Source organism: Aquimarina aquimarini, from assembly GCF_900299535.1.
GTDB lineage: Bacteria > Bacteroidota > Bacteroidia > Flavobacteriales > Flavobacteriaceae > Aquimarina > Aquimarina aquimarini.
Genome location: NZ_OMKE01000009.1, coordinates 172,414 through 191,322, shown reverse-complemented (window position 1 = coordinate 191,322; position 18,909 = coordinate 172,414). Strand labels below are relative to the sequence as shown.

Here is an 18,909-nt window from a genome sequence, read left to right as displayed (position 1 = left end):
ACATCCCTGAAAATAGGGGTTTTATATGCTGTAACTATATTATGGGTATATTAAATATTGCTTTCTTTTCAGTTTAAATCTCTTAAGATCTTCTGTCCAGGTACTTCGTATTTCATTAGAGGATAGCCCTTGTTTGATTTGTTGTTGTAATTTTTTTGTTCCTGCGTGGATAGTAAATGATTCGGTTTTAAAAAACTGTGTTTTATTTCTACTATTTTTATAAGCATTAATTAGCCAATCTAGATGAATAGCACTTAATCTCTTATTTTTCCTTAGATTTTTCCCGTAGCATATTTTTCCGTCATGTTTGGGGTGTTTAGAGCCAAAATTTGGGTGTGGAGTGTAAGCATAGTCATATTTTTCTTTTGTTAAGTCGGGAGAACCAAAGATTTGAAATTGTGTTTCTGTACCTCGACCTGCATTGATGGTAGTACCTTCAAAAAAACCAAGACTAGGATATAGATTAATAGATATATCATTAGGTAAATTAGGAGAAGGCCTTATTGGTAAGCTATATAAAGAATCATGTGTATAGTTTTTGACAGGAACTATAGTAATATCACAAGTCATATTTTTTCCTAACCACCCTTCACCATTGACCATTTTTGTGTATTCTCCTATAGTCATACCATGAACTAGCGGTATAGGGTGTACACCTACAAAACTAGTATGTTCTGGCTCTAGTGTAGGGCCATCAACATAATGTGAATTAGGATTGGGGCGATCTAGTATCAAAACAGGGATGTTATTTTCTGCACATGCTTGCATTACATAATGTAATGTAGAGATGTACGTGTAAAATCGAGCGCCAACATCCTGAATATCAAAAACAACAATATCTATATCAGATAAAGCCTCTTTAGATGGTTTTTTATTCTTAGCATAAAGTGAAACAATAGGGATTCCTGTTTTGATATCTTTACCATCAGCTACCAATTCTCCTGCATCAACTTTGCCTCTAAAACCATGCTCTGGGGCAAATACTTTTTTAATATTAATATTTCTTGATACTAGTGAGTCAACAAGATGTATGTAGTTCTCATTGGTTATACTATCTTTAAAAATAACTGATGTTTGATTACCTACGATAGCTACTTTTTTGTTTTCTAAAAAAGAAAGGTAACTATCTGTTTGATTAGCACCAATAAGAATAAATTTTTCATTTTTTATTAAATTTTGAGCAATATCAGTTGCAGATAATGAGTTTTCTGTTTCTTGAGAAGAAGAGGAAGAAGTAGTTTTTATTCTATTTACACAAGAAATAAAAATTATGCAAAGGAATAAAAATGTATTTTTGAATGCATTTCTAACAAAAACCATAAGTAAGCTTGAATTTCGAGTATTTTATTGCTAAACGCCTTGTCAAAGGTAAGGAAGATAAGAGTAGTATTTCGACTCCAATAGTAAAAATTGCAATTTTTGCAATTGCAATTGGTATGGTCATGATGTTAATTACAGTAGCTACAAGCGTAGGATTACAGCGTAAGATAAGAGAAAAAGTAGCGGCTTTCAATGGTCATGTGTTAATTTCTAGTTTTGATAATAATAGTAGTGTAGAATCACTTGTGCCGATATCTCTAGATAAGAATTTCTATTCTGATATAGAAGACCTAGAAGGAGTAGAGCATATACAAGGAGTTGCCACCAAAATGGGGCTTATACGCACCGAATCAGATTTTGAAGGAATCGTAGTCAAAGGTGTAGGTAAAGATTATAATTGGAACTATTTTAAAGAATATCTTGTAGAAGGGCGATTGCCTAATTATGAAGGAAAGCTTAACGAAGAGGTTTTATTGTCTTCTCATATTGCAAATCGTTTGGGATTAACAATAGGAGATAAGGCAATCACTTATTTTTTGAAAAAAAATGCAGTATCTAACTCTAAACCATTTATCAGAGCTTTCAAAATTGTAGGAATCTATAATTCTGGATTTTTAGAATTTGATAAGACTTTTCTTTTTGCAGATATCAGGCATGTGATAAAAATGAATAAATGGAGTCCTGATGAGGTTGGTAGCTTTGAGGTGTTTATTGATAATTTTGATGAGATTGATCAACAAGGGCAAATAATTTATGAAAGAATCCCTTCTACATTAGATAGTCAAACGATTACATTAAAATACATGACTATTTTTGAGTGGTTAAAACTATTTGATCTTAATGTTATTGGTATCATAGGTATTATTATTCTGGTAGCAGGTATTAATATGATTACAGCTCTATTAGTTTTGATTTTAGAAAAAACACCGATGATTGGTATTTTAAAAGCTTTAGGATCTAATGATTGGAGTATTAGAAAAGTGTTTTTGTACAATGCTGCATATCTAATTTTGATTGGTTTGTTTTGGGGTAATCTTTTAGGGATAGGAGTGCTTTTTGTACAACAAAAATATGGAGTGTTAGAGCTTAATCCTGAAACATATTATGTAAGTACGGCTCCTGTGTATATAGATGTCAGTTTTGTGTTGTTGCTTAATCTAGGAACTATGGTTTTATGCTTATTAATGCTATTGGTTCCATCATATATCATAGCAAAAATAGCACCTACAAAATCTATCCGTTTTCAATAATAACAAGTTATTCTCTCTTTAAAAAATTGCCAATCGATAATCTAGATTGTATCTTTACAAGAATAAAATACATGTCAAATTAGGTTGTTAAAAATATACTTGTGAAATACGCAAAAAATATACTTGAAACCATTGGTGATACACCTTTGGTAAAGATGAATACTCTAGTAAAAGATATAGATGCTTTGGTATTAGCTAAATATGAGACATTTAACCCAGGTAATTCGGTAAAAGATAGAATGGCCTTAAAAATGATTGAAGATGCAGAAGCAGATGGTCGTTTAAAACCAGGAGGAACTATTATAGAAGGTACTTCTGGAAATACAGGAATGGGACTTGCTCTGGTAGCTATTATAAAAGGGTATAAGCTAATTTGTGTGATGGCAGATAAGCAATCCAAAGAGAAAATGGATATCCTTAGAGCGGTAGGAGCAAAAGTGATGGTGTGCCCAACAAATGTAGAGCCAGAAGACCCTAGATCTTATTATTCTGTATCTAAACGATTGGCAAAAGAAACACCAAACTCTTGGTATGTAAATCAATATGATAACCCTTCAAATGCACAAGCCCATTATGAAAGTACTGGGCCAGAAATATGGGAACAAACAGATGGTAAGATTACGCATTTTATTGTTGGTGTAGGAACAGGAGGAACCATATCTGGAGTAGGAAAATATCTAAAAGAAAAGAATCCAAATATCAAAATTTGGGGAGTAGACACCTATGGTTCTGTATTTAAAAAATATCATGAAACTGGGATTTTTGATGAAAATGAAATTTATTCATATATCACAGAAGGTATAGGAGAAGATATTCTTCCTAAAAATGTAGATTTCTCTGTTATCGATGGGTTTACCAAAGTGACCGATAAGGATGCTGCAGTTTATACTCAGAAATTGGCCAAGGAAGAAGGTATGTTTTTAGGTAATAGCGCGGGTGCAGCAATAAAAGGACTACTTCAGTTACAAGAACACTTTACCAAAGATGATGTTGTAGTAGTGTTGTATCATGATCATGGTAGTAGATATGTTGGTAAGATGTTTAATGACGATTGGATGAGAGAACGTGGTTTTCTTGAAGAAGAAGTATATACAGCAGATGACTTGGTAAAAAGCCATATTGATCAACCTTTGATTACCGTAAAAACTGAAGAATTGGTCTCTCATGCAATAGAACGTATGCGTAAATTTAAGATTTCACAAATACCAGTAGTTGATAGCGAAGGGTTTGTAGGATCTATAGACGAAAGTGCGCTTTTTACTGCATTTATTGACAATAAGGATATGGACAGCACTCCTATTAAGGATGTAATGAAAGAGCCTTTTCCTATTGTTAATGTCAAAACATCACTTGATGAGATATCTAAACTCATCAAAAATGGTAACCCAGCAGTTTTAGTTGCTTTAGAAAATGGTAAACATCATATCATTACAAAATATGATGTAATAAGCCATATTAAATAAATTCTTTATATTTAAGTAATAATTTCCACCCCCTCTATTGACTTTGTGAAAAGTTGATAAAGGGGTTGTTTTTATATGTTGTTAACCTTCTTTTATTTATTTCTATAAATAAAGGGGTTATAAAAACGATACTAGTATATGCGTAAATATCTGTTTGATTTTGCTGATATTGATAAATTAAGAGATTATTTTAGATCAGAACTGAGTCCAGGAAGTTCTTCTGAACGAATTTATTTCCCACCAGAAGTGGGAGAAGGATATTTATTGTATTATAAAATATCACCAGAAGTCTTTTTATTGATCAATAATTACAAAGCAAATGTAGATATAGAATATTTTAGAAAACCTATAGAAGAGAAAGACATTATCCTTCATTTTAGGAAATATGCTTTGAATCATGAATTAGAAAAGAACCAGATCATAAGTAGGTATTCTGATTGCTATACTCCAGGTAATATGAGATGCTTGGATGCAAGAATGGGGGAACATGTTTTTATACCCAAAGGAGCAATGGTAAGATCTACTATGGTTGTGTTGAAAAGCTCATATACAGAACCCTTTTTTATTAAAAAAAGAGATATGGCAGAACGTCTGGATTATTATGTTCGCCATTCTCATCAACACATGCATAAATTCTACCTTTCTTATAAACAATCCAACCTTTTTGACCAGATAGTACAGCCAGATGCGGATAAAATAGAAAATCACTTGTACTTTGTGTCTCGAGGAATTAGACTACTAGAAACATTTTGGAAAGATGTATTAAAATGGGAAACAGAAAATGACCCCTTTAATATTAATAGTGGGCAAGTAGGAGGTATATATAAAGTAAGTGATTATCTTAGAAATAACCTTAAAGAACCTTTTATTGGTGTAGATCAACTAGCAGCAATGGCACATATGAGTCGTACAAACTTTTTCAATATGTTTAAGGAGATTCATAATCAGACTCCACTAGAGTTCTTTAATAATAAAAGACTCGAAGTATCATATAATATGATAATAGGAGAAGGGATATCCATAAAAGAAGTAATGGATACGCTAAATTATTCTAATTCTTCAAAATTTAGAAAAGCATTTTATAATAAATTCGATATGTATCCAGATGTCAATTAGTAGATGTTATTATAAGTTAAAATATAGCCTAAAAAAAACTTTTTAAAAAAAAGCCATAAAATAAAGATGGTTGCCAATTGGCAACCATCAATAACCTAACACAAACTCAACTTAGCTTAGGGTTTTGCAATCTTTATATTGTAAAAAGAATTAGTTTTCCCTTTAATTCTTGAACAAAGTAAAGAAATGAATTCGTTGTTAAGTTTTCCATTAATACATAAAATATTACCAATAGTACATTTCTGTATCAAATTAACAAGTTTTTAGAAGTAAAGAGTGATAATCGTACTATTGAAGTATTGTTAGTTTGTTTTAAGCGTCTTAAGGAATTTTTTTTTGTTAATAATTCATAAAGGATAGGTTGTTTTTTAACTAGAAAAGTTGATCATCAATAATTTTTATAAATATTTCTGGTTCTGGTCTTACTCTATAGTTATCGGTAAGGTCCGCATAAATTATTTTACCTTGTTTATCAGTAATGATTACTGTGGGCATAACAGTATCTTTATTGTAGCCCAGTGTTTGTAATCCCATAGGTAACCCATTTTTAGACAGGATTTGTAGCTGATTTGCTACTTTGTTGTTTTGATCAATGAGATAATTAAAATTTAGAGAAAACTTTTTAGCGAGAGCTTTGGTGTGTTGATGAGGTTGGGGACTGATTAGTATTACATTTATTTTTCTTTTCTCAAGTTCTTTATATAATGAAGCGATCTCTTTAATCTGAGCCATACATAAAGGACACCAGTTTCCCCGATAAAATAAAAAAATAGAAGGCTGGCCTATAAAACTAGATGTGTTGATATTGTTTTTTTTAAAGTCTTGTAGTTCTAGATCGGGTAATAGATTCCCAACTCTAAGTATAGAATTGTTTTTTCTGTTATTAAAAACAGAATACCATTTTAGATATAATACCCACCCTAGAAATAAGCCAGTAGAGGGGAGTGATCTGTTGATGTTTTTTTCTATAAAAACTCCTGTGGTAATACTTATCAAAAAACCAATAGCAATTATTAGAGTATGAGTTTTTAAACCAGCAGTAGTTCGGGCAACTGGTTTTATGAAAAATGAAACAAAAAGTATTGCAATAGTGCCAGAAATAAGAAGTCTACCTGTATAATGATAGGATATGCCATAATTGCTTAAATAGACAATACTATCAACCGCAAAATAAATAGAAATTACAGGTAGAGCAGATATAAAAATGGATTTAATGATTGAATTCATCTATAGGTTTATTTTTTATTTGGTCAATATTAATTTATAAGACTTACAAAAGTCGTATAAAATTTTAGTACATTCATAACCTGCTTTTTAGCAATGTTATTGTCATTTTCTATCCTACCCAAAATGTATAATAGCATATTTCATCTGTTTGTGTAAAACAGATAGGTTCAATCTAAAATAATAGTAAAAAATATTTGAAATAACATGACTGAGGATTTTCTTCAGTATCTCTGGAAACATAAAAAGCTAGAGCTTACTGATCTTAAAACAACAAAAGGAGAAGAACTAATACTTCAACAGGTAGGATTACATAATACAAGGCAATCAGGGCCAGATTTTTTTAATGCCAGACTTATTATTAAGGAGCAAAAATGGGCAGGTAATGTTGAAGTTCATATCAAATCAAGTGATTGGTATGTGCATAACCATGAGTGTGATCCTATGTATGATAACGTAATTCTTCATGTGGTTTGGGAAGATGATATGGATATTTATAGAAAAGATAACTCAGTCATACCTACATTACAGCTTAAAGATTATACAGATCAGAAAGTGTTAACTCGTTATAGGAAAATTATCCAAACAAATAATACGCAATGGATTAAATGTAGTAAGCAATTGCCTGCAGTGTCAGATTTTATAATTACCAATTGGCAAGAAAGGTTGTTTGTAGAGCGGCTAGAGAAGAAATCTATTTTGATTTTAGAGCTTCTTAAAAAATCTGAGAATGATTGGGAAGCAGTTTTCTTTAAACTTCTAGCAAAAAATTTTGGACTTCAAATAAACGGAGAAGCTTTTTTGAGTTTGGCTAATTCAGTAGATTTTTCAATAGTTAGAAAATGTACAAATAGCCTCAGTAGTATTGAAGCTTTATTTTTTGGACAAGCTGGCCTTTTAGAGAATGATTCAGAAGAAGAATATCTGCAAATACTAAGAAGAGAGTATTCGTTTTTACAGAATAAATTTAAAATCAATAGAGAAGGAGTGTTGCCTTTTCATTTTTTTAGATTGAGACCATCCAATTTCCCTACGATACGATTGGCACAATTAGCAATGTTATATTTCAGAAATCATCACTTTTTTGATACAATAATTCGTGCACAGACGGTAAAAGAGTTTTATGATTTTTTTAATGTAAGCCTTAATGGGTTTTGGGAAAACCATTATACTTTTGAAAAAAAATCAAAAGCTAAAACCAAAAGACTGACCAAGTCTTTTGTAGACTTGCTATTGATAAACACAATTATTCCTGTCAAATTTGTGTATGCTAAAAGCCTTGGTAAATCCCCAGAGGAAGAGGTTTTTAAATTAATCTCGCAGTTATCCTATGAAAAAAATAAGATCATAGATAATTTTATAACACTAAAAGTACCAGTAGAAAACGCTATGCATTCTCAGGCCATGATTCAACTCAAGACTATGTATTGTAATCAAAAAGCATGTTTAAAATGTGCAATAGGTAATTATTTACTAAATGGTGGATAGAATTTAGGATAATATATTTATTTTGCAATATGCTTTATAACCTAAGACAATTTTTAGAACGCAATGGGTTTTATGTCTCATCAAGGCTAGCAGATAGACTTGGTATGAGAGCCAAAAACGTGCGTTTATTTTTTATTTACCTCACATTTGCAACAGTTGGATTAGGCTTTGTCTTATACCTTAATTTAGCTTTTTGGTTAAAATTAAAGGACTTGGTGTATACTAAACGAACCTCAGTATTTGATCTATGATAGGGATTTACAAAGGAAAAATACCCAAAATATACATTGCTTTGATTCTATTAATAATAGTAGTAGCTATTGGAGTATTAGGATTTCGTTTTTTTTCTGATTACTCATGGGTAGATGCATTATATATGACGGTTATTACTTTGTCTACCGTTGGGTTTGGAGAAGTAGCACCTCTAGATGATAATGCAAAGTTGTTTACAGTATTTTTGATTTCAACTAGTGTAGCAATATTTGCATATTCCGTATCTGTAATCACAGAATATATTGTAAGTAAAAATGATCCCAGAAGAGTTCAATATCGAAAAATACAAAAAATGATACATAAGATAGAAGATCATATTATAATAATAGGATATGGTCGTAATGGAAGACAAGCAGCAGCCAAACTACTTGCCTATAACAAACCATTTATTATTATCGAAAAAGATGAAGAAGTAATAGAAAGGTATCAGGATGAAAAATTATTTTTTCTCAAAGGAAATGCAACAGAAGATGATGTCTTGATAAAAGCGGGCGTAAAGAAAGCTGTTTGTTTGATATGTACACTTCCAGAAGATGCAGATAACTTATTTATTGTACTATCTGCAAGGCAAATTAATAAGAAACTTAAAATAATTAGTAGGGCTTCTCAGGATGCATCTTATAAAAAAATACGATTGGCAGGGGCAGATAATGTTATTATGCCAGACCGTATAGGAGGTGATCATATGGCATCATTAGTAGTTGTTCCTGATTTAATAGAATTTTTAGATAATCTTTCTATTGTAGGAAGAAAATCAATAAATATTGAAGAAATTTCTTTCGAAGATATGTTTGATGATAAAAAAGATAGAACAATTCGAACAATAGATATGAGATCTAGGACAGGATGTACTATTATAGGATACAAATCTCCAGAAGGTGAATATATAGTAAATCCTGAAGCTGACACGCTGTTGCGACCAGGCTCTAAAGTGGTAGTTTTAGGTCGCCCAGAACAAATAAACCTATTGAATAAAGAGTTCGATATTTAGAAGATAGAAAACATTTAACCTTTTAAAAATTGTAAACGAGTGTTTTTTTTAGCATCTTGCTCACTTCTTAACAATTTTAAATTCAATTAACTCAAAACATCATGAAGAGAATTCTTCTTTCATTTTTAGCACTCATCACCCCATTACTAACATTCGCACAAGAAGCTACAGAAAAAGGTCTTGACCAGAAAATAGACGAAGCTTTTAAGCCAATTTCTGATTTTTTCTCAAGTGTTATCTTCTTTGAAGTTTTTAAAGGAGCACCATTTGTTATTATCTTGTTAGTACTTAGTGCCTTATTCTTTACAATCTATTTCGGTTTTCCTAATATTAGATATTTTGCCAAGGCAATTAATGTAGTAAGAGGAAAATACGATGATGTAGAAGGGCATGGCGTAGAAGGAAAACCAGAGGTCAATATAGTAGATGGTGATATAAGAGATACAATAAGAGACGAGTCTAAAGAAGGAGAGGTTTCTCATTTTCAAGCATTGGCAACTGCGGTTTCTGGTACTGTTGGTAATGGTAATATAGCTGGAGTAGCTCTAGCAATTGCATTAGGAGGGCCAGGAGCAACATTTTGGATGATTGTTTGCGGATTACTAGGGATGTCAACCAAGTTTGTAGAGTGTACTTTAGGAGTTCAATATAGAGATGTAGGAGAAGACGGTACTATATATGGAGGGCCAATGTATTACCTAAGCAAAGGATTAAAAGAAAAAGGTTTTAAAGTTCTAGGTAAAGTTACAGCAGTAATATTTGCCATTTTTTGTATAGGAGGTTCGTTTGGAGGAGGAAATGCCGCACAATCCAATCAAGCAACTGTAGTTTTAAAAGAACTTTTAGAGATTGAAAGTACGGGAGCAGGTTTTTGGATAGGTATAATTCTGGCAATTCTTGTAGGAATTATTATTATAGGAGGAATTAAACGTATTGCTTCTGTAACAGAGAAAGTAGTTCCTTTTATGGCAGTAATGTATATAATTGCATGTTTGTATATAATCTTTGGTAATTTCTCATTGGTAGATGATGCAATAGGATTGATTATTTCTGAAGCTTTTAATCCAACAGCAATCGGAGTCGGAAGTATTATAGGAGTTTTGTTAGTTGGTTTTAAAAGAGCCGCATTTTCTAACGAAGCAGGTGCAGGTTCTGCGTCGATAGCACACTCTGCAGTAAAAACCAAATATTCAGCTAGTGAAGGGTTGGTTGCTTTACTAGAACCTTTTATCGATACTGTAGTAATTTGTACCATGACAGCATTGGTGATTATTATCTTTAATTTCGGAGGCTTTTTTGAGTACGGAGCAGATGTTAGTGCAGACGGTAGTGGTGCTGTATTGATAGGAAATGAGGTTGTACAAGGAGCAGGGATTACTTCAAAAGCATTTGCGCAATACATCCCTTATTCAAATATATTTTTAACAATAGCAGTAGTGCTATTTGCAGTGTCTACTATGATTTCATGGTCATACTACGGTTTGCAATCATGGAAATTCTTATTTGGTAGAGGTAAAGCGGCTGACTTGGTTTATAAATTATTGTTTCTAACATTTGTAGTAATAGGAGCAGCTGCCAGTATGGGATCTATTTGGGCTTTTTCTGATGCCATGATATTTGCAATGGTGTTCCCAAATATGGTAGGATTAATCTTCCTTTTTCCTATAGTAAAGAAACAATTAGGACGATATTTTGATGCGATAAAAGCATCTGGAAAATAAGAATTATATTTTTTATGAATTCTCAGAAATTCCATTTCGAAATACATTCACGATTTCGAAATGGAATTTTTGTTTTAGCCCTGGTATTACTAGTAAGTATGTCAGGGTATTTTTTTTATACAATGATGTTTAATGCGAAGCATGATTTTACTGAGTTAGGAGTATATAGATTACAAGTAGAGTCTCTGAGAGGTAAGGCAGTCCAACAAAAAAAGGAATATCAAGTATACCCTTTTAACCCAAATTTTATTTCAGATTATAAAGGATATGCACTTGGACTTACCACAATAGAAATAGATAGGCTTCATGCATATAGAAATAAAAATAAATGGATTAATTCTATTTCTGATTTTAAAAAAGTAACACTAATTCCTGATTCGACACTCGTTGCTATTGCTCCATTATTTAAGTTTCCTAAAAAGAAGATTAATAATAAGTTTAAGAAGAATACTAAAAAGAAATATAAGAGTCTTTCATATAGACAAAAAAAGGATTTGAATAATGTTTCTGTAGAAGAATTGATAGAAGATATTAAGTTACCTGATTTTGTAGCAATAAAAATTATTCGTTATAGAGATAAATTAGGAGGGTTTATTGATGATATGCAATTGCAAGATGTTAAAGTATACACATCACAAAAGCATAAGATTTTGTCTATGTATACAGTCAAAACACCACAAAATATAAAAAAGATAAATATTAATAAAGCCTCGATAAAAGAACTGGTAGCTGTGCCATACTTTGATTTTGAGATGGCATTGGATATCAGAGACTTTATAGAAAAAAAAGGAGAAATTTCAAATTTTGAGGAATTAGGAGAAATCAAAGGTTTTTCTTTAGAAAAGATAAATAGAATAGAGTTATATTTGACATTAAATTAAGAATTGGAAAAAATTGCTGTGAATTCTGATAACCCTTTACTTAATGATTCTTACTTTAATTAGAAGTAGGTTTGTTATATGGTTTGAATAATCATTGTACACAGTGATATGTTAACTAAAAAACGTTGAGTTATCATATGAATAGTATGTATTTTACAGAAGAACACGAATTATTTAGACAAAGCCTTAGAGAATTTCTGAAAAAAGAAGTCACTCCACATATAGATAAATGGGAGAAGACTGGAGATATCGATCGATTTATTTGGAAGAAGTTTGGTGAAATGGGATATTTTGGGATTGCATATCCCGAAGCTTATGGAGGACTTGAATTAGATCTTTTTTATACTGTTATATTTCTAGAAGAATTACAGAGGATTAATTCAGGAGGCTTTGCAGCTGCGATGTGGGCACATGCATATTTAGCGATGACTCACCTTAATAAAGAAGGAGATCACAGGATTAAAGAAGAGTATTTAAGACCTAGTATATCTGGAGATAAAATTGGTTGTTTAGGGATAACAGAGCCCTTTGGAGGTTCTGACGTTGCGGGAATGAGAACTACCGCGGTAAAAGAAGGAGATCACTATATAATTAATGGATCAAAAACATTTATAACCAATGGGGTGTATAGTGATTATTTGGTTATTGCAGCAAAAACAAACCCAGAACTAGGAAATAAAGGGATAAGTATTTTTGTAATAGATAGAGATACCCCAGGAGTTTCTGCTACCAAATTAGAAAAACTTGGGTGGAAAGCTTCTGATACAGGAGAAATTGCTTTTGATAATGTAAAAATTCCTGCCCATAATTTGATGGGAGAAGAAAATAAAGGCTTTTCATATATTATGCAACATTTTGCCCTCGAGAGATTGATAATGGGGGTAAATGCCCACGCACGTACTGAATATGCATTAGAATATGCAATACAATATATCTCAGAAAGAGAAGCATTTGGAAAAACCATAGATAAATTTCAAGTATTAAGACATACCGTTGCAGATATAGCAAGTGAAGTAGAAATGTGTAAAGAATTTAATTATTCTGTGGCAAAACGCCTTGATCAAGGACAATATGTAGTTAAAGAAGCAAGTATGTCAAAATTACTTTCTACCAAAATTGCAGATGAGGCTATATATAAATGCCTTCAGTTGCTTGGAGGTTATGGTTATATGGAAGAATATCCTATGGCAAGATTACTTAGAGATAGTAGACTTGGGCCAATAGGAGGAGGTACTTCTGAAATATTAAGAGAGATTATTGCCAAAATAATAATTGACAAAAAAGAATACAAAGCAGCGACCAAGTAATGTGTTTTTTAATTTCGTGTAATACTATAATGATCGATGAATCTATATGAACTTTTAGTTGGTAGATAATTAAATATTGTTTTTTACTAGTAAAAAACAATAATGTTTACAGTTTTATTAACACGCAAACGTTTGCGTGTTATCTTAGGTATTTTGGATGTTTTCAAAATACCTAATTTGTTATAAAAATAACGTAAACATTAATTATGAGAAGTAGCACAAATTTTTATAGATTACTTGTGATTGTTTTTTTACTAGCAAGTTGTAGCAGAGATGAAGTAGTAGGTCAAGGGGTAAGAGATCAGCAAAAAGAAATTTCTTCAAAAGCATTAAAACAAATAGGAACAGGAGTGATGATGCAAGCTTTTTATTGGGATGTTCCTGCAGGAGGTACATGGTGGAATGTTGTTAAAGGAAAAGTTGATGATTGGAGTAATGTGGGAATTGATGCAATCTGGTTACCTCCAGTTAGCAAGGCACAAAACGGACCCTTTTCTATGGGATATGATCCGTTTGATTATTATGATTTTGGAGAGTATGATCAAATGGGAAGTATTGAAACCCGATTTGGTTCAAAGTCAGAATTAGAAGCATTAGTGACCGCTGCCCATAATAATAGATTGAGTGTAATTGCTGATATTGTCATTAATCATAATAGCGGTGGTGATTTAGAGATGAATATTTTTACAGGAACCAATACCTACACAGATTATAACCCAATGTCTGGATTGTTTGAAAGAAGTCAATATGATTTTCATCCAAATGATCTTTATACAAACGATACTGGTGTTTTTGGAGGATTTGCAGATTTGTCTCATCGTAAAAGCTATGTTCAGGATTGGTTATGGAAAAAACCAAACTCTGTAGCCAAGTATTATAAAAATACAATGAAGTTTGATGGTTGGAGATTTGATTATGTCAAAGGCTTTGAGCCTTGGGTGGCAAAAGAATTTAATCAAGCAGTAGGGGGATTTGCGGTTGGAGAATATTGGGATAGTAATGTAAATACATTAGCGTGGTGGACCAAAGAAGCTCAAATGTCAGCATTTGATTTTGCATGCTATTATAGAATGAAAGATGCATTTACTGGAAATAACCTAAATGCACTTAGTGATGATATGTTATGGAAAAGAAATGCAACCAGAGCTGTTACTTTTGTAGCAAATCATGATACAGATGAAATAATTAGTAACAAAATCTTAGCATACGCTTATATTCTTACTCATGAAGGATATCCAGCGATTTTTTATAGAGATTATGAGCATTGGTTGGATAAAAGTAAGATGAATAACCTAATTTGGATTCATAATAATCTGGCAGAAGGAAACACAACAAACCTGTGGACAGATAATGATGAATATATAGCAAGAAGAAATGGGGTAGGAGGCAGTAATGGGCTTGTAGTGTACATAAATAATTCAGATTTATGGCAAGAAAGGTGGATTCAAACAAATTGGTCTAGCAAGGTTATCAAAGATTATACAGGACATTCCAGCTGGCAACCAACAACACAAGCAGGTAAGTGGGTTAAAATTCAAGCACCACCAAGAGGGTATTCTGTATGGTCTCTCAAATAAAAATAAATATTATTAAAGGAAAGCTTTGTGGGTAATAGTTTTGTACTATATTTGCACCCTAATTATTTCTAAAGAAAGGAGGTGCCACTATGTTAATTATACCAGTTAAAGACGGAGAAAATATAGATAGAGCGTTAAAACGCTTTAAACGTAAATTTGATCGAACAGGAACAATGCGTCAGTTGCGTAAGCGACAAGCATTTTCAAAGCCTTCTGTTGAAAGAAGAGCTCAAGTTCAAAAAGCGCAATATATTCAGCACTTAAGAGATCAAGAAGAAATTTAAAAGTAAATAACGATGTCTTTTTAGAGTTTCTTTATGTAAATAAAGAACGAGATACCGTTTTTCAGTATAAATTTTAACCGTTAGGGTAACAAAAGTTTTATATTTTTGTTTTCTAACGGTTTTTTTATGTTTATATCTGAATTTATTGAATACTTGCTTTTAGAGAAAAAATACTCTACACATACTGTTACTGCGTATAAGGCTGATTTGTTGTCTTTTTTAGATTTCTATGAAAAAGAATATAGTGTTTCTGATATAGTAAAAGCTAATTATGTTCAGATTAGACCTTGGATCGTTTATCTTGTTGATAAAGGGGTTTCAAATAGAACGATCAATAGGAAAGTATCTTCGCTTAAGACATATTATAAGTTTCTGTTGAAAACAGAGCAGATAGAAAAAAACCCTTTGGCAAAACATCAAGCGCTAAAGGTGTCAAAAAAACTTCAAATACCTTTTTCTGAAGAAGAAGTGGAAAGTGTTTTAGATGCATTGACTGATCATCAAGATTTTGAAAGTATAAGAGATAGGTTGATTGTTGAGCTTTTTTATGCTACCGGTATCCGTAGAATAGAGTTGGTAGATCTTAAGATTAGTGATATTGATATAGAGGGGAAGCAGATAAAAGTCTTAGGTAAACGCAATAAAGAGAGATTTTTGCCACTTTTAGCTACAGTTTGTGATACATTAAAGAGGTATTTGCTTGTGAGATCTGACGTTGTTAATGGTGGTGATACTAGTTTTTTGCTTTTGACAAAAAAAGGAGTTAAAATCTATGAAACACTTGTGTATCGTATTGTAAATAGTTATTTTAGTAAGGCATCTTCAAAAGTAAAAAAGAGTCCACATATACTAAGGCATTCTTTTGCAACGCATTTGCTTAATGAAGGTGCAAATCTTAATGCTGTAAAAGAATTGCTTGGTCATTCTAGCTTAGCTGCTACGCAAATATATACGCATCATAGTATGGCGCAATTAACAAAAGTGTATAAGCAATCGCATCCAAGGAATAAAAAGTAGATCTATGTATTAGAATTATTTGTCTCTTATAGCTTAAAATTTTGTTCAATAAATTAAAATGACAACCTATGAAAGTGAACTTGCAATCCGTAAATTTTAATGTAGACCAGAAGTTGGTGGGTTTTATCCAGACTAAATTAGACAAGTTAGAAAACCATTTTGATCGAATAATTCATGCTGATGTATTTTTAAAAGTTATGAATACAAGTGGTAAAGAGAATAAAATTACAGAAATTTTATTAAGCGTGCCTGGAGATGAGTTTATGATTAAAAAAATCAATAAATCTTTTGAAGAAGGTGTGGATGAGTGTGTTAGTTCATTAGAGAGGCAGTTGAGGAAACGTAAAGAAAAATTAAATGCACATTTTTGATTATTTTTTTTCAAAAATAGTTTTGTGAAACAAATAAGATTATATACATTTGCAGTCCGTTAGAAATAGCGGACTTTTTTATGTTCTAAAACATGATGAAAAGCCGATGTAGCTCAGCTGGCTAGAGCAGCTGATTTGTAATCAGCAGGTCGTGGGTTCGAGTCCCTCCATCGGCTCTTAAAAAGTTTAAAAATGAAATAATTTTGAAACTTTTTAAATAGAATTTTGAATTGTAAAATAAATGACTATTTTTGCGGTCTCAAATTCAGAAAATGTTCATCAAGTAAAATATTGAATTTATCATTTTGGGGAGATACTCAAGCGGCCAACGAGGGCAGACTGTAAATCTGCTGACTATGTCTTCGCAGGTTCGAATCCTGCTCTCCCCACTAAAAATTTTAAAGTTAAAATATGCTGAAAATAAAGTGTGTTTTTTAAACTTTAAAATGCGGGAGTAGCTCAGTTGGTAGAGCGTCAGCCTTCCAAGCTGAATGTCGCCGGTTCGAACCCGGTCTCCCGCTCTAGGAATTTCCTTTAATGTGTCATGTAATGTGTTTTGTAAGTTATGTGATTTATTAAGGAACAGGTATAAAACTTGTGTTAAATGAATTCTTATATGGATTCATTTTTCAGTTCTAAAAATAGAGCAAATCTTGATTATTTCTGGTTGAGATTGGATTTTTAACATAGATGTAATGATTGATCAGATTTCTTTCTTCATAAACAACGAAAGTGCTCTGATTTTTCATTGTACTCATTAAAAAGCCGGTGTAGCTCAGGGGTAGAGCGTTTCCTTGGTAAGGAAGAGGTCACGAGTTCAAATCTCGTCATTGGCTCTAGGTTCAGGATTTTATAAATTGAACACTAATATATAACTAAGATTAAATAAATTAATTATGGCAAAGGAAACTTTTGATCGTTCCAAACCGCACTTAAATATTGGTACTATTGGACACGTTGATCACGGTAAAACAACTTTAACTGCTGCAATTACAAAAGTATTAGCAGATGCTGGTCTATCTGAAGCGAGAGATTTCGATACTATCGATAATGCTCCTGAAGAAAAAGAAAGAGGTATTACAATTAATACATCTCACGTAGAGTATCAGACAGCTAACCGTCACTATGCGCATGTTGACTGTCCAGGTCACGCGGATTACGTAAAGAACATGGTAACTGGTGCTGCTCAAATGGACGGTGCGATCTTGGTAGTTGCTGCTACAGATGGTCCAATGCCACAAACACGTGAGCACATCCTTTTAGGACGTCAGGTAGGTATTCCTAGAATCGTTGTATTCCTTAATAAAGTGGATATGGTTGATGATGAGGAGTTGTTAGAGCTTGTAGAAATGGAAGTAAGAGATCTTCTTTCTTTTTATGAGTATGATGGAGATAATGGACCTGTTGTTTCTGGTTCAGCTCTTGGAGCTCTTAACGGAGAGCAAAAGTGGGTTGATACTGTGTTAGAATTAATGAAAGAAGTAGATGCTTGGATTGAAGAGCCATTACGTGAGATCGATAAAGATTTCTTAATGCCAATCGAAGATGTATTCTCTATTACAGGTCGTGGTACTGTTGCAACTGGTCGTATTGAGACTGGTATCGCAAACACAGGAGATGCTGTAGAGATTATCGGTATGGGAGCTGAGAAGTTAACTTCTACTATTACTGGTATTGAAATGTTCCGTCAGATTCTTGATAGAGGTGAGGCTGGAGATAATGCAGGTATCCTATTAAGAGGTATTGAGAAAACTCAAATCTCTCGTGGAATGGTAATTACTAAGCCAGGATCTGTAACTCCACATAAAAAATTCAAAGCTGAGGTTTATATCCTTAAGAAAGAAGAAGGTGGACGTCACACTCCATTCCATAATAACTACCGTCCACAGTTTTATGTACGTACAACTGATGTAACTGGTAATATTGCTTTACCTGATGGAGTAGAGATGGTAATGCCTGGAGATAACTTAACAATTACTGTAGAGTTAATCCAAACAATTGCAATGAATGTAGGTCTTCGTTTTGCGATCCGTGAAGGTGGTAGAACAGTAGGTGCTGGTCAGGTAACTGAAATTTTAGACTAATACAACTAAATATAAAGTTAAGGTGTTCGCAAAACGAATGCCTTAACTTATGTTACGGGTTTAGCTCAGTTGGTAGAGCACTGGTCTCCAAAACCAGGTGTCGGGAGTTCGAGTCTCTCAACCCGTGCTTATTAAGTGTTTTCTTTTTTAAGAAAACACTTTTGAAGAAAATATAAGCGATGTATTCTTATAGATAGAGTATAGGGTCAAGTGAAAACTTGTTCAAATCGCAAACCAGTATGTAGCTTTTTGCACTATACTGGTTATTCGTGTAAAAGTTTTATAACAATGTCAAGATTTAGTATTGAATTTTGAAGTGTTTAAAAAATAAATAAGATGGCTGGATTAATAAATTACATTGCAGAATCATATAATGAGTTAAAGAATCATGTGACTTGGACTCCTTGGGCAGAAGCACAGAAGCTAACTTTGGTTGTGATCATTTTTTCGGTTGTTTTTTCTTTGGTGATCTGGGGTATTGATACTGTATTTAGTAATATGATAGAGTATTACTTTGCTTTAGTTAAATCTTAAATAATTAA

Annotated in this window: 17 protein-coding genes and 5 tRNA genes; 20 read left to right on the top strand and 2 right to left on the bottom strand. The window is 32.4% G+C overall.

The window, feature by feature from the left end; genetic code table 11:
• Positions 1-39: 39 nt before the first annotated feature.
• The gene (locus DG508_RS04775) at positions 40-1,320 is read right to left on the bottom strand and encodes an exo-beta-N-acetylmuramidase NamZ family protein (protein ID WP_108867033.1); all 1,281 of its coding nucleotides are present in this window, start codon (positions 1,318-1,320) and stop codon (positions 40-42) included.
• An 8-nt stretch (positions 1,321-1,328) separates the two neighbouring features.
• Here DG508_RS04775 and DG508_RS04770 point away from each other — a divergent pair, with 8 nt between their 5' ends.
• The 3 genes from DG508_RS04770 (at position 1,329) to DG508_RS04760 (ending at position 5,149) form a co-directional block, all read left to right on the top strand.
• Positions 1,329-2,570, top strand: a complete 1,242-nt coding sequence (locus DG508_RS04770) for an ABC transporter permease (RefSeq protein ID WP_108867032.1) — start codon at positions 1,329-1,331, stop codon at positions 2,568-2,570.
• Between the two features lie 101 nt (positions 2,571-2,671).
• Entirely contained in the window at positions 2,672-4,033 is a 1,362-nt protein-coding gene (locus DG508_RS04765; RefSeq protein ID WP_108867031.1) for a pyridoxal-phosphate dependent enzyme, read from the top strand.
• Between the two features lie 138 nt (positions 4,034-4,171).
• Positions 4,172-5,149, top strand: coding sequence for a helix-turn-helix domain-containing protein (locus DG508_RS04760; protein WP_108867030.1), 978 nt, complete (start codon positions 4,172-4,174; stop codon positions 5,147-5,149).
• A 372-nt stretch (positions 5,150-5,521) separates the two neighbouring features.
• On the opposite strand, the gene DG508_RS04755 is transcribed toward DG508_RS04760, so the two are convergent.
• Positions 5,522-6,376, bottom strand: a complete 855-nt coding sequence (locus DG508_RS04755) for a peroxiredoxin family protein (protein WP_108867029.1) — start codon at positions 6,374-6,376, stop codon at positions 5,522-5,524.
• Positions 6,377-6,580: 204 nt separating this feature from the next.
• Between DG508_RS04755 and DG508_RS04750 the strand changes: the two genes are divergently transcribed.
• The 17 genes from DG508_RS04750 (at position 6,581) to secE (ending at position 18,901) form a co-directional block, all read left to right on the top strand.
• Positions 6,581-7,861: a DUF2851 family protein gene (locus tag DG508_RS04750; RefSeq protein ID WP_108867028.1), complete on the top strand. Its 1,281-nt coding sequence runs from the start codon at positions 6,581-6,583 to the stop codon at positions 7,859-7,861.
• Positions 7,862-7,890: 29 nt separating this feature from the next.
• Complete coding sequence (locus DG508_RS21260; protein WP_103863742.1) at positions 7,891-8,112, top strand: PspC family transcriptional regulator; 222 nt, start codon at positions 7,891-7,893, stop codon at positions 8,110-8,112.
• The gene (locus DG508_RS04740) at positions 8,109-9,125 is read left to right on the top strand and encodes a potassium channel family protein (protein ID WP_108867027.1); all 1,017 of its coding nucleotides are present in this window, start codon (positions 8,109-8,111) and stop codon (positions 9,123-9,125) included. The genes DG508_RS21260 and DG508_RS04740 overlap by 4 nt, the downstream gene beginning before the upstream one ends.
• A gap of 101 nt (positions 9,126-9,226) precedes the next feature.
• On the top strand, positions 9,227-10,846 hold the full coding sequence (locus DG508_RS04735) for an alanine/glycine:cation symporter family protein (protein ID WP_108867026.1): 1,620 nt from the start codon (positions 9,227-9,229) through the stop codon (positions 10,844-10,846).
• A 98-nt stretch (positions 10,847-10,944) separates the two neighbouring features.
• Positions 10,945-11,727, top strand: a complete 783-nt coding sequence (locus DG508_RS04730) for a ComEA family DNA-binding protein (protein WP_159090670.1) — start codon at positions 10,945-10,947, stop codon at positions 11,725-11,727.
• A gap of 137 nt (positions 11,728-11,864) precedes the next feature.
• Positions 11,865-13,034 carry an acyl-CoA dehydrogenase family protein gene (locus DG508_RS04725; RefSeq protein ID WP_108867024.1) on the top strand — a complete coding sequence of 390 codons (1,170 nt, stop codon included), beginning with the start codon at positions 11,865-11,867 and terminating at the stop codon, positions 13,032-13,034.
• 206 nt (positions 13,035-13,240) lie between these two features.
• Entirely contained in the window at positions 13,241-14,611 is a 1,371-nt protein-coding gene (locus tag DG508_RS04720) for an alpha-amylase (RefSeq protein WP_108867023.1), read from the top strand.
• Between the two features lie 89 nt (positions 14,612-14,700).
• Positions 14,701-14,895, top strand: a complete 195-nt coding sequence (gene rpsU / locus DG508_RS04715) for a 30S ribosomal protein S21 (RefSeq protein ID WP_103863736.1) — start codon at positions 14,701-14,703, stop codon at positions 14,893-14,895.
• Positions 14,896-15,021: 126 nt separating this feature from the next.
• Positions 15,022-15,912, top strand: a complete 891-nt coding sequence (locus DG508_RS04710; protein WP_108867022.1) for a tyrosine-type recombinase/integrase — start codon at positions 15,022-15,024, stop codon at positions 15,910-15,912.
• 68 nt (positions 15,913-15,980) lie between these two features.
• Positions 15,981-16,283 (top strand): ribosome hibernation-promoting factor, HPF/YfiA family, encoded by a 303-nt coding sequence (hpf, locus tag DG508_RS04705; RefSeq protein WP_108867021.1) that lies wholly within the window; start codon positions 15,981-15,983, stop codon positions 16,281-16,283.
• A gap of 102 nt (positions 16,284-16,385) precedes the next feature.
• Positions 16,386-16,459, top strand: a tRNA-Thr gene (locus tag DG508_RS04700).
• Positions 16,460-16,590: 131 nt separating this feature from the next.
• Positions 16,591-16,672: transfer RNA gene (locus tag DG508_RS04695), tRNA-Tyr, on the top strand.
• A gap of 59 nt (positions 16,673-16,731) precedes the next feature.
• A tRNA-Gly gene (locus tag DG508_RS04690) sits at positions 16,732-16,804 on the top strand.
• 243 nt (positions 16,805-17,047) lie between these two features.
• Positions 17,048-17,119: transfer RNA gene (locus tag DG508_RS04685), tRNA-Thr, on the top strand.
• Between the two features lie 60 nt (positions 17,120-17,179).
• A complete protein-coding gene (gene tuf / locus DG508_RS04680; protein ID WP_108867020.1) occupies positions 17,180-18,367 on the top strand; it encodes an elongation factor Tu in 1,188 nt (395 codons plus the stop codon).
• A 54-nt stretch (positions 18,368-18,421) separates the two neighbouring features.
• Positions 18,422-18,494: transfer RNA gene (locus tag DG508_RS04675), tRNA-Trp, on the top strand.
• Positions 18,495-18,703: 209 nt separating this feature from the next.
• The gene (gene secE / locus DG508_RS04670) at positions 18,704-18,901 is read left to right on the top strand and encodes a preprotein translocase subunit SecE (protein ID WP_103863732.1); all 198 of its coding nucleotides are present in this window, start codon (positions 18,704-18,706) and stop codon (positions 18,899-18,901) included.
• Positions 18,902-18,909 lie beyond the last annotated feature (8 nt).